Source organism: Microbacterium sp. Root322 (assembly GCF_001425645.1).
GTDB classification, from domain to species: domain Bacteria; phylum Actinomycetota; class Actinomycetes; order Actinomycetales; family Microbacteriaceae; genus Microbacterium; species Microbacterium maritypicum.
The window spans coordinates 685,036-697,346 of record NZ_LMCS01000002.1; the positions used below are offsets into that span (position 1 = coordinate 685,036).

At 68.6% G+C, this 12,311-nt stretch carries 7 protein-coding genes; 3 read left to right on the top strand and 4 right to left on the bottom strand.

Annotated elements, in window-relative coordinates:
* Positions 1-85: 85 nt before the first annotated feature.
* The gene (locus ASC55_RS08185; protein ID WP_055874302.1) at positions 86-1,015 is read right to left on the bottom strand and encodes a phosphate/phosphite/phosphonate ABC transporter substrate-binding protein; all 930 of its coding nucleotides are present in this window, start codon (positions 1,013-1,015) and stop codon (positions 86-88) included.
* Between the two features lie 169 nt (positions 1,016-1,184).
* Here ASC55_RS08185 and ASC55_RS08190 point away from each other — a divergent pair, with 169 nt between their 5' ends.
* Positions 1,185-1,928, top strand: a complete 744-nt coding sequence (locus tag ASC55_RS08190) for a GntR family transcriptional regulator (RefSeq protein ID WP_031205666.1) — start codon at positions 1,185-1,187, stop codon at positions 1,926-1,928.
* 254 nt (positions 1,929-2,182) lie between these two features.
* On the opposite strand, the gene ASC55_RS08195 is transcribed toward ASC55_RS08190, so the two are convergent.
* The gene (locus ASC55_RS08195; protein ID WP_235562458.1) at positions 2,183-3,280 is read right to left on the bottom strand and encodes a sensor histidine kinase; all 1,098 of its coding nucleotides are present in this window, start codon (positions 3,278-3,280) and stop codon (positions 2,183-2,185) included.
* Positions 3,281-3,552: 272 nt separating this feature from the next.
* Here ASC55_RS08195 and ASC55_RS08200 point away from each other — a divergent pair, with 272 nt between their 5' ends.
* Complete coding sequence (locus ASC55_RS08200; RefSeq protein WP_031205669.1) at positions 3,553-4,209, top strand: response regulator; 657 nt, start codon at positions 3,553-3,555, stop codon at positions 4,207-4,209.
* Here ASC55_RS08200 and ASC55_RS08205 read toward each other — a convergent pair whose 3' ends face one another.
* Positions 4,210-5,073, bottom strand: coding sequence for an EamA family transporter (locus ASC55_RS08205; protein WP_055874305.1), 864 nt, complete (start codon positions 5,071-5,073; stop codon positions 4,210-4,212).
* Positions 5,074-5,311: 238 nt separating this feature from the next.
* Positions 5,312-10,852 carry a DUF7507 domain-containing protein gene (locus tag ASC55_RS08210; RefSeq protein WP_055874308.1) on the bottom strand — a complete coding sequence of 1,847 codons (5,541 nt, stop codon included), beginning with the start codon at positions 10,850-10,852 and terminating at the stop codon, positions 5,312-5,314.
* Positions 10,853-11,002: 150 nt separating this feature from the next.
* Here ASC55_RS08210 and ASC55_RS08215 point away from each other — a divergent pair, with 150 nt between their 5' ends.
* A complete protein-coding gene (locus ASC55_RS08215) occupies positions 11,003-12,286 on the top strand; it encodes a M18 family aminopeptidase (protein ID WP_055874311.1) in 1,284 nt (427 codons plus the stop codon).
* Positions 12,287-12,311 lie beyond the last annotated feature (25 nt).

The window sequence follows — 12,311 nt, forward strand, 5'->3', positions numbered from 1 at the left end:
TCGTGCGGTGGTGCCCTCCGTCTCGCCCGCACGAGAGGCGGACGAGACGGAGGGCGCCGGGTAAGGCGAAGGGGTCAGGCCGGGCTCAGCCCTGGCACTGCTCCGCTTCGGTCTCCTTGCAGATGTCGCGGATCAGGTCGTAGTACGCGTCGTCGACCGGCTTCGTGGCGTAGAAGACGCTGCGGAAGGCATCGGTGTCCGCGCCGTCGACCCCGGCGGCGATGATGTCGTCGATCGTGATCTCGGAGAGACCGTCGATGAGCTTCTTCGAGACGTCATCGGGGAGCGTCGACGAGTAGACCAGCGGCGCACCGGGGACCATCGTCTCGTCGATGACCTTGACCTTGTCCGACTTCTCGACTTCGGAGTCCTCGGCGAAGCCCGCCTCGCACTCGACGCCCTCGCCGACCTTGGTGACGCTGACATCGTGCTTGCCGGCGAAGACCGGGGTGATGTCGGTCTTGGGGTCGATGCCGGCCTTGAGCAGGTTGTACGACGGGAACAGGTAGCCGGAGGTCGAGGACGGGTCGACGAAGCAGACCTTCTTGCCCTTGAAGTCCTCGATGCTCGTGATGTCGCTGCCCGCGGGCACGATCGCCTGCGAGTAGTAACCGGGCTCCTGGCCCTCTTCGGTCACGATCGAGGAGATGGGGGTGAGCTTGGCGCCGTTGTTGGTGGCGGTCACGTAGGTGAAGCCGGAGAACGACGCGACGTCGACCTTGCCGGCGACGGCGGCCTCGATCAGGGCGGCGTAGTCGGTGGACTCGTGGTACTCGACCGTCTTGCCGGTGATCTCGGCGATGTAGTCCATGAGCGGCTGGTAGTTCGTCTCGGTGTCGACCGAGTCGGGCACGACGCCGAAGACGAGCGTGTTCTCATCGACAGCGAATCCGCTGGCGGAGGACGACTCGTCGGCGCCGGGAGTGCCGGCGGCATCTGCCGAGCCGGAGCACGCGGCGAGGCCGAGGGCGAGGAGCGCGGCGCCGGCGAGGGCGGGGAGAGCGCGAAGCTTCATGAGGACCTTTCAGGGTGTGAGGGGTGATCCACGGAAGACTCTCTCAGGTGCCGAGGCGAGATATGTACCTAACTCGGAAGAGTTCAGGGCTCGTTTACCGAGCATTCTTCTGGATGAACACTCCCGGAACGCGGTCGCGCCGCTCGAACTGACGAAGTAATGTACCTATGTGGCTGAAGCTGTGTACACCCAGATCGCCGATGACCTTCGCGCGCAGATCGCTGCGGGCGCGCTGCGTCCCGGCGACGACGTCCCGACCGAGGCCGACCTCGCCGAGAGGTGGCATACCTCGCGCGGGCCGATCCGCAACGCCCTGGCCGCGCTGCGCGGCGAGGGCCTGATCGAGACGAGCCGCGGCAGACCCGCTCGCGTCGTCGCCCGCAAAGCCAACCAGGCCGTCGACGTGTCGGTGCCGTTCACGCGGTGGGCGCGCGAGCTGGGCGTCACCCCCGGCGCCCAGACGCAGGAGTTGAGCCTGCGCCGTGCCGGCGAGCTGGGAGCGGCGCTGGGCGTCGACGCGAGCGACACGATCGTGAGCGTGGTGCGGCTGCGCCTGCTCGACGGCAGGCCCACCATGTTGGAGCGCCTCAACTACACCGAGGTCGCCGGACGCCGGCTGTTCGAGGTGAACCTCGACGAGGTCTCCATCACGGAGTACCTGTCATCGGTCGGGCATCCGATCGTCACCCTGCAGCACGTGATCGATGCCGTGGCCGCCGACGATCAGGATGCCGCACTGCTGCGGGTGCCCCGGGGTACGCCCATCCTGCGCCTCACCCGCACATCGCGCGACGCGGAGGGGCGGATCTTCGAGGCTTCGGAGGATCGGTACCTCAGCGAGGTGGTGCGCTTCACGGTCGCAGCCTCGGGGATCTCCACGGACGGCCACTACATGCGAGCGGTGGGCGGCTAGCCGGGCATGCGGAACCCCGTGGCGGGAGGCCGGAGAATCGGCCGTTAACGCAGAAGGCGATCGCGAGCGCGCAAAGTGTTTCAGAAGCCAGAAAGACCGCGCCCGCGATCGCAGCGCTGGGGACGCTTTATCTGGGGAGCTTTCAGACTACGGCTGATCGCAACGCGTTCCACAGGGTCGAACGTCGAGACTTCTCTAGACTTTCGTCTAGGCTCTCGCGGATCGTGGAAAGGGTGCTCACACACTCTAGAGCATCAGACGACGGGAAGTCGGGCCGACACGACCCAGAATCCGTCGACTTCGCCGGCGCTGAACTCGCCGCTCGCTCCCATCACCCGCTCCGCCATCCGGCCGAGGCCGGTGCGACTGGAGGAGAGCTCGCGGCGTGGGGTCGTCGGGAGGGGGCTGCGCAGCGTGAGGTGCGCGACCTCGTCGTCCACGGCGAGGTCGATCTGCACCTCGCCGGGGCCTGCGTATTTGAGGATGTTGGTGGCTGACTCGCGCACGATGCGCGCGAGGACGATCTCGACCGCACGCGGGATGCGCTCGTCACGAGGGTCTCCCTCGCGGGCCACGGAGTGACCGGCCGATTCGAACTCTCCCTGCGCCTCGTCGATCGCTGCCGCGAGGTCGCCGGTCTGCACACTGGAGGACTGCGGACCGTCGTCCGCGAGTTCGATCACGAAGCGGAGATCTGTCATCGCCTTGCGCGCGGCGACGCGGATCGCTTCTTGCGAGTCGTTGCTGGTCTCGGGGTCTTCGAGCATCTGCACGTGCAGCGCCACCACCGTGAGGTGGTGCGCGATGCTGTCGTGCAGCTCACCGGCGATCCATCGCCGCTCGGCGAGTACGGCCTGACGTTCCTGCTCGGCTCTCTCCTCGAGCTCACGCTCGAGACGACTCCCCCGGGCGAAGGCGAGCCGAAGGGCGAACCCGACAGCTCCTGCCACGGTGGCGAAGATGAGATACAGCGCGACGTTGACGCCGGAATCGGCGTCGCCGTTGGCCACGATGGCCGCCGCGACCAGGAAAACGCCGGTGTAAGAGAGGATCAGCGATGTCCACCCCAGTCTCATGACGAAGCCGGCCGCGACTGCGGCGGCCGTCAGGACCTGGAGCTCTGATCCGGTGAGGAAAGACGATGCGAACACGACCCCGAGGGCACATGTCGCGATGAGTGGCTTCCAGAGGTAGAGGACGAACGCTGCAGTGGATGCAACGCTCACCAACAGTGCGACCGGGTTGACACCCGGTGTGGTGAAGAAGCCTATGAGGTCCGTGGCGACGGTGATGGTGACGATGACCAAGACGACGATGCGCTCGATCGCGCTGAGCTTCTCACCGCGGGTCAAGCGGAGCGTATCCGCCGATCCTCGAGTGGATTGGTCGAAGGCCATGGTTCACTATCTCCTTTTCGCCAGGTACTCTAGCGGTGAAGACCGAAGAACTTGCCAACCTGCTGCCAGAAAGTCATTACATTCACCTCCATTATGTAGTCGTTTGTCGATGTCTGTATTCATCTTCTCGGCGATCTGCGTGGCGCACATCTGTCTCACGTCCAGAGGTTTTTGGCCAAAGGTCTACATGACGTCGTCCGGGCGCCCGCGCCGTTAGGCTTCCCCCTATGCAGGAAATCCGTGTCGTGATCGTCGACGATGATCCACTGGTCCGTTCGGCGTTGTCGCACTTCGTGTCGCGCGACCCGGAGATCACCGTGGTCGCACAGGCGGAAGACGGCGTGGAGGCGATCGCCACCGTCGAACGCGAGCAGCCCGACGTGGTGATGATGGACGTGCAGATGCCCGAGATGGACGGCATCGAAGCCACCGGTGTGATCGCCGAACGCTGGCCTCACGTTCGTGTGCTCGCCGTCACGACGCTCGATGGCAGCGACACGGTGCTTCCGATGCTGAGCGCCGGCGCCTCCGGCTACCTGCTCAAGGACTCCAGCGCCGACGACATCGTCACCGGCGTCCGCGAGGTGCACAGCGGTGCCAGCTCGCTCTCCCCTCGCATCGCCTCGATGCTCATCAAGCACGTGCGCGACTCGACCCCCGTGGCGGCGGATGCCGCCGCACTCGAGCCGCTCACCGAGCGCGAGGTCGAGGTGCTGCACTGCCTGGCACAGGGCATGTCGAACGCCGAGATCGCCAAGGCGCTCATCGTCTCCGAGGGCACGGTGAAAGCCCACCTCGGACGCATGATGTCCAAGTGGCACCTGCGCGACCGCGTGCAGATCCTCGTGACGGCCGCGCACGCGGGTCTCGTCAGCTTCCGCTGATCACCACGCGAGCAGCACGATCCCGGCGACCACGACGAGCGACGCCGCGATCCGCCAGGCCGGGCGCGACTCCCGCAGCACGAACACCCCGAACAGGCTCACCAGTACGACGCTGACCTCGCGCAGCGGCGCCACCAGCGCGACCGGGGCGATCTGGATCGCCGTCAGCACCAGGATGTACGACAGCGGCGACAGGATGCCGAAGGCGAGGATGCGGCGCCACTGCGTGCGCCCGAGCGCGCGGACCGCACTCCAGCGCCTGCGCACCGCGATCGAGTAGAACGGGATCTGCAGCAGCGTGGTGCCGACCATGAAGGCGACCGGCGAGAGGTTCCAGGTGCGCACGGCGTGCGCATCCCAGATCGTGTAGACCGCGATCGCGACCCCGGTGAGCAGACCGAACACGATGCCGGGATCGAGTCGGCGTGCGCCCGCTCCTCTCCCCCTGTCGACGAGGCCGATGGCGACGACGCCCACGATCACGGCGGCGACGCCGACGAGAGCGACCAACGACGGCCGCTCGCCGAGCAGCAGCACCGCCACGATCACCGAGAGGAACGGTCCGGTGCCCCGCGCGGTGGCATAGACCGTGGAGAGGTTGCCCTCGCGGTAGCCGCGCTGCAGCACGGCCATGTACCCGACGTGCAGCACCGATGAGACGACGACACCGAGGGCGAACGACCACAGATCGTCGGCGCCGAGACCACCGCTGAACGGCACGGCGCCGATCCAGACGACCGTGCTGGCGACAGCACCCCACCACAGGAACGGAGCACCGGCCCTGCTGATGCCGTGGGCGATGATGTTCCATGCCGCGTGGGCGATGGCCGCACCGAACACCAGGACGAATGCGAGTGAGGACATGACGAGACCCTTCCGTCCGGCGCACGGCGCGACGAACAGGGTCCTCCGGGCTTTTGTCCTGTCAGATGACGACTCTCCTGCGGAGGAGTGCCGTGGCGCCGCTCGGACCAGACGGGTGCGAACCCCGGAACCCTAGGCGCTATCGGGACGACCCTATCGCGCCAGGATGAACACCGGGGAAACGACGAAGCGCCCCGCTCGATCATCGGGCGGGGCGCTTCGTGCGGATGGTGCGGGATCAGACGCCGATCTCGCGACGACGCACACGGGCGATCAGCAGCACCAGGGCTCCGACCGCCAGCAGTGCGAGCGCCCACCCGATCCCGGTGATCACGCCACCCGTGGCCGCCAGCCCGTTCAGGTCGACCGTGGCGGTCGCGGCTGCCGTGACCGTCACCGCCCCGCCGATCGCGCTCGCTGTGGCGACGTTCACGACCGTGCTCGCCGCGACGTCCGCCGTGGTGAGGCGGTAGGTGACCGGGCCGCAGTTCGCGGTCGCACCGGGCGCGAGATCCGGGATCACGCAATCGAGGGCGCCGCCCAGCTTCGGATCGTCGATCTTCACGTCCGTCAGGGTCACCGCTCCCGTGTTGGTCACGGTGAACCGGAACGCGATCGTGTCCCCGGCGTTCATCTTCCCGTTGCGATCGACGTCGACGTAGTCGCCGCCGGTCTTGGTCAGGGCGATGGCCGGCTGCGCCACGAGCGGCGTCACCACGGTGTCGGTAGCCACCGGCGGGATCTCCGAGGTGCCGGTGCCCGTCGCCGTCGCCGTGTTCTCGATCTCCCCGGCATCGATCTCCGCCTGCGTGAGCACCGCGGGCGATCCTGCTGAGCAGACGGTCGATTCCCCCGGCGCGATCTCGGTGGCATCGCAGGTGATGACCCCGGCGAGACGCGGGTCGCTGACGGAGATACCCGTCAGGGTCGTGGTTCCCGCGTTCGTCACGGTGAACGTGTAGGCGATCGTGTCACCGGCATCCGTGCGTCCGTTGCCGTTGGCGTCGACCACGGCAGCGGCAGACTTCAGCAGGGAGATGTCGTCGGTGCCGGCGACGGGGACGTCGACCTCATCCTCGTCCTCGGCGCTGCCGTTGCGCGACTGCCCCACGACGGTGGCCACGTTGTGCACGGTCCCGTCGTCGACGTTCTGCTGCGTGAGCGTGTAGTCGACCGGTCCGCAGGTGACCTCGTCGCCCGGGTTCAACGCGAGGCCGTCGAGCGCGGCGCAGTCGACCGCACCGCCCAGGAGCGCATCGTCGAGCACGATGTCACGGAGCACCGTGGTGCCCGCGTTGCGGATCCCGAACGTGTAGCCGACCGTGTCTCCGGCGCCCACCCTGCCGTCCGCTCCGAGCACGATCGCTCCGGCCGTCTTGGTGAGCTCGATGGCGCTCGTGCCCGTGATCACGACATCAGCCGAGGCGTCGTCGGCGACCGGTCCGAGCGGGCTCGTCCCCGTCGTCGTCGCCGTGTTGCGCACGATCTCTGCCTCCACGTCGGCCTGCGTCAGCGTGTACGTGAGCGGACCGCAGTCGGCCGCTGCGCCCACGGCGAGGGTGCCGATCGTGCACAGTGTGCCGGCGCCCAGCAACGGGTCCGAGATCACCACACCGCTGAGGGTTGTGGTGCCGCGGTTGCGTACCGAGAAGGTGTAGTCGACGGTGTCACCCGCGCCGATGAAGCCGTCGCCGTTGACGTCGAGCACGCGCCCGACGTTCTTGAGCAGCTCGATCGTGGCCGTGCCGGTGATGTCGACGTCGGCCTGCGCGGTGTCGGTCACCGTTCCGATCGGGGCGTTCGCGGTGACGGAAGCCTCGTTGTGCACCAGGCCGCCGTCGACGTCCTCCTGGGTGAGCGTGTAGGTGATCGGCGTGCACGACACCGACTGCCCCGGTGCGAGTTCTACTGCGCTCAGCTCGGGGCACGTGACGGTTCCGCCGAGCATGGCGTCGGTGATCACGGCATCGCGCAGCGTCGTGGTTCCGTTGTTCGTCACGGTGAACGTGTAGTCCACGGTGTCACCGGCACCGACGGCGGTGTCACCGTCCACATCGACCACGGTCGAGGGGGCCTTGGCGAGGCTGATGCTGTTGGTCGCCGCGATGGTGACGTTCGCCTCGGCATCGTCGGTCGCGGGCCCCTGGGAGGACTGCGCGGTCACCGACGCGGTGTTGCGCACCGTTCCGGCATCCGCGTCCGCCTGTGTGAGCGTGTACGACACCGGCGCACACGTGACCGAGCCGCCGGGCAGCAGCGGAGCGGAGAACGCCGCACAGGCCACAGCGCCGCCGAGGAGCGGATCGGTGATGGCCGCGCTCGTGAGCGTGACATCACCGGTGTTGCGGATCGTGAAGGTGTAGGCGACCGTGTCGCCGGCACCGATGCGCGCATCCCCGTTGGTGTCGGTCGGGATACCCGCGCTCTTCACGAGCTCGACCTGCGGCGCACCGGAGACGGGGACGGTCACGGTCGAGGTGTTGTCGCTCGGGTCGGGATCGGGCGTGCTCGAGGTGACCGTCGCGGTGTTCGACAGTGTCGCACCCGAGGTCGACGGGTCGACCGTGCCGGTCACGGTCACCGTGAAGGTGGCATCGACGGCGAGCGTCGGCCGCGTGCACTCGAGCTGCGATCCCGTGACGGTGCATCCGGAGGTGGCGGTCGACGGGTTCAGCAACCCGGCGGGGAGCGCATCGGCGACCGTGACGGCGGAGGCGACGCTCGGTCCGTTGTTGGTCACGACGATCGTGTAGGTCACGGCGCCGTTGAGCGGAGCAGGGTTCGCCGAGATCGTCTTGACGATCGCGAGGTCGGCGGACGGCGTGACGGTCACGGTCGCCGTGCCGGTGTTGTTCGACGTGTCGGGATCCGGCGTCTGCGAGGAAGCGACGGCCGTGTTGACCAGCTGCCCCTCCACGTGGACGGTCGCGGTCACGGTGATCGACGCCGATTCTCCGGGAAGCAGCGTCCCCACCGTCCAGCGCGCATCCTCCATCGACCAAGTGCCGACCGACGGCGTGGCACCGGTGAGCATGAAGCCCGCGGGCATGAGCTCGTTCAGCACCACGCCGGAGGCGGCAGACGGGCCCTCGTTGGTCACGGTCACCTCGAACGTGGCCGTTCCGCCGAGCGGGACGGACGGGGTCGAGGTCGTCTTGACGACGCGCACATCGGTGTTCGGCGCGAGCGTGACGTCGACGGTCGAGGTGTTGTCGCCGGTGTTCGGGTCGGGCGTCGCCGATGTGGTCGTCGCCGTGTTCGAGACGATCCCGGTGGCCGTCGTGCTCCAGGTGCCGGTGACCTGGACGACCACCGACCCACCAGGGGCGATGTCGCCGAGTTCGCACCCGACGGTTCCGCCGACGATCGAGCACCCGGAGCCGTTGACGGTGGCATCCAGGAAACCGGCGGGCAGCGTATCGGTGAGCGAGGCGCCACGGGCGACGGATGGACCGCCGTTCGCGACCGTGAGCGTGTAGGTGAAGGCGCTGCCGGGCTCGCCGGTCGCCGGAGCCGTCTTGACGATGCTCAGGTCGGCGCTCTGGACGACCTCGACGTCGACGGAGCTGGCGTTGTTCGTGGTGTCCCGGTCGTCGGCGGGGGCTGCCACCGCCGCGGTGTTCGTCACGGTGCCGATGGGGGCGTCCGCGGCGACGACGGCGTGCACGACGACGTTCGACGGCCCTCCCACGAGGAACGAGGCCCAGTTGCACGTGATCGAGCTCGCGGTGGACGTGCACGTCGCGCCGGGAGGAGCATCCACTCCGGTCACGGAGAAGCCGTCCGGCATGGTGTCGGCGAGCACGACGTTGACGGCGTCCGAGGAACCGAGGTTACGCACCGCGAGGGTGAAGTCGATCGCATCGCCCGCCGAGACCTGCGCCGCGGAGGCCGTCTTGACGACGGACATGTCCGCGATGATGTCGGGCTCGAAGCTGGTCGACGACACGTTGTTCGCGGGGTTCGTGTCGGTCGTGCTCGTCGTCACGGTCGCCGTGTTCTGGAGGACGGCTGTGGCACCGGAGGCGACCTGGACCACCACCACGGTCTCGACGGCCGTCGCGCCCGGCGCGAGCGTACCGATCTGGCACGTGAGGACCGAGGCGTCCACCGTGCACGCTCCCTGTTCGGGAGTGGCGCTGATGAAGGTCGACTCGGGGTCGAGGGGGTCGGAGATCACGACGTTGCGCGCCTCGGACGGCCCGGCGTTGGACACGGACAGGGTGTAGGTCACGTTCTGACCGGCGACCGGGTCCGACGGGGAGAACGTCTTGATGATCGATACGTCGGTCGCCGTCGTCAGCGTGCCGATGACGCTCGCGGTGTTGTTGCCGAGGTTCGGGTCGGTGCGGGTGCCGGAGACGGTGGCCGTGTTCGACAGCGAGGCTCCGGGATCGCTCGACGGCGAGAGCGTGCCCGTCACCTGGATCTGCACGCTCTGACCGACGGCCATGTCGGGGACGGCGCAGCTGACCGCCGCCGCGACCGTGCAGGTCGCGCCGGGAGAGGTGGCGGAGACGTTCGTGACACCGGAGGGGATCGGGTCCGTCACGGTCACCCCGGTCGCCGTCTGCGGCCCGTTGTTCGTCACACCGATCGAGAACGTGACCGGCTGTCCGGCGACGAGCGGATCGGTGTCGAGCGACTTGGTGATGGCGAGATCCGCCGCCGCGCCCACGGGCGTCTGGGTCTCCGGGCTGACCGAGGTGCGGTCCTGGCCCACGACGTCGTCGCGGAAGGCGACCCGCGCCTCGTTGACGATGGTGCTCGCCGCAGCCGAGAGGTTGACCTTGGCGTCGAACGTGTAGCTGGTGCTCGCGCCCACACCGATGGATCCACCGGCGGTGGCGGTGCCGCCGGTGCCGAGACGCACCTGCACCGTGCGGTTGCCCGAAGTGTACGAGCCCCGGTCGTCGCCGGCGCCATCGGTGAGTGAGCCCGCGCCCGCACCGCTGATGATCTTGAGGGAGCCGGGCACGAAGTCGATCCCCGAGGCGAGCACGTCGGACGACACCGACTGCAGGGCCGGGTTTCCGCCGCCGTTGTTCGTCGTGACCGTGTAGCGCAGCGTGTCTCCCACTTCGGCGGTGGTGCCCCCGCGCGTGAGGTTGGTCACCGACTTGGTCGTGAGCAGGCACGGCCCTGTTCCGAAGGTGATGTCGTCGAGGAAGTTGCCGACGGAGGAGACGCCCCCTGCCGAGCTGACCGCCTGGAAGCCGAAGCGCGTCACCGTCTGCCCTGCGGGGACGGTGTAGGTGCCGGTGTGGGAGCCCCAGGCCGCACTCCCGTCCGAGAGGTTGGGGCCGTTCTGCACGAGAGTGCCGGTGGGCGACCCGATCACGACGCGCATCACATCGGTGCCGCTGCGTCCTCGGTGCTTCAGCGACCAGGAGAGCGTCTGCCCCGGGGTCGTCGCGACGTCCTGGAAGAGCCTGCTCGGAGAGTTGGCGTTGAGCTCGGCGAACTGCCGACCCGCGGCCGCGGTGACGCCGTTGAAACCGCTGCTCCAGAGCTCGATCTGGTTCAGGCTGTCGGTGGTCGACCACCCGGGAACCAGCGGGGCCGACGTGAGCGACACCGAGGCGTTCGGGAGCACCGGCGCCTCGAAACCGCCGTTGACCAGCGCCACCGTTCCCTGACAGCTCGTCGGGTCCTGCGCGGCCGAGGCCGGTGTCGGTGCGATCGCGTCGGTCACGACGGTGAGGCCTGCTGCCAGCAGCAGTGCTGATGTGGCGCCCGCGACGGCGCGACGAATGGACAGACGTGTGTTCGCACGCATGTGAAAGCTTCTCCCCGAATACCGGAGACCCCGAACCGGCGTCTCCCCCAGTGGAAGGCTAACCCGGGCGGGCGCGAAAACGATAGCGCCGTTGCCGAACGGAGACCGCGACTACGCTCGAAGGACCGCGCTCTTCAGGAAGGTCACGACATGCCCGTCACCCCCGCAGCCCTCGCCCACGCCGAGGATCTCGCCGACTTCGTCGCCGCGTCGCCCTCGAGCTACCACGCGGCGGAGGAGGTCGCGCGACGGCTGGCAGCCGCAGGGTTCACGCGGCTGCGCGAAGAGGATGCCTGGCCGACACCGGCCGGCGGTCGGTACGTGGTCGTGCGCGATGGTGCGGCGATCGCCTGGGTCGTGCCCGCGGATGCCGTGGCGACCACACCCGTGCAGATCTTCGGTGCGCACACCGACTCCCCCGGTTTCAAGCTCAAGCCCCAGCCGACCACCGGTTCGCGCGGCTGGCTGCAGGCCGCCGTCGAGGTGTACGGCGGCCCGCTGCTGAACTCGTGGCTCGACCGCGAGTTGCGACTCGCCGGGCGACTGGCTCTGGCGGACGGCCGTGTCGTGCTGGCGGACACCGGTCCGCTGCTGCGACTGCCGCAGCTGGCGATCCACCTCGACCGCGGCGTGAACAACGGCCTGGCCCTCGACAAGCAGACCGAGACGCAGCCGGTGTGGGGACTGGGAGAGGCGACAGACGCCGACATCCTCGCCGAACTCGCCGCGTCTGCGGACGTCTCCGCGTCCGAGATCCGCGGCTACGACGTGGTCGTCGCCGACTCCGCACGCGGAGCGGTCTTCGGCAAGGACAGCGCGTTCTTCGCCTCGGGCCGCCTCGACGATCTCGCCTCGGTGCACGCCGGTGTGGTCGCCCTCGAGGCGCATGAACCGGCACCCGGAGCGCCGATCGCCGTGCTCGCCGCGTTCGACCACGAGGAGCTCGGCTCGGAATCGCGCTCGGGCGCCGCCGGCCCCTTCCTCGAAGACGTGCTCGAGCGCCTGTACGCGGGACTCGGCGCCGACGGATCCGCACGGCGCCAGGCCTATGCCTCGTCGTGGTGCCTGTCGAGCGACGTCGGCCACTCGGTGCACCCCAACTACGCCGCCAAGCACGATCCCGTGGTGCAGCCGGTGCTCGGCTCCGGCCCCATCCTGAAGATCAACGCCAATCAGCGCTACGCGACGGATGCGATCGGCACGGCGTCGTGGCGGACCTGGTGCGAGCGCGCCGGCGTCGCGACGCAGGAGTTCGTGTCGAACAACAGCGTGCCGTGCGGCTCGACGATCGGCCCGATCACGGCGACCCGCCTCGGCATCCGCACGGTCGACGTGGGCATCCCGATCCTGTCGATGCACTCCGCACGAGAGCTCGCCGGGGTCAGCGACCTTCACGATCTGGCCCGCACGGCGCAGTCGTTCTTCGCCGGCTGACCCCGGCGGCGGATCCACCCCCTCA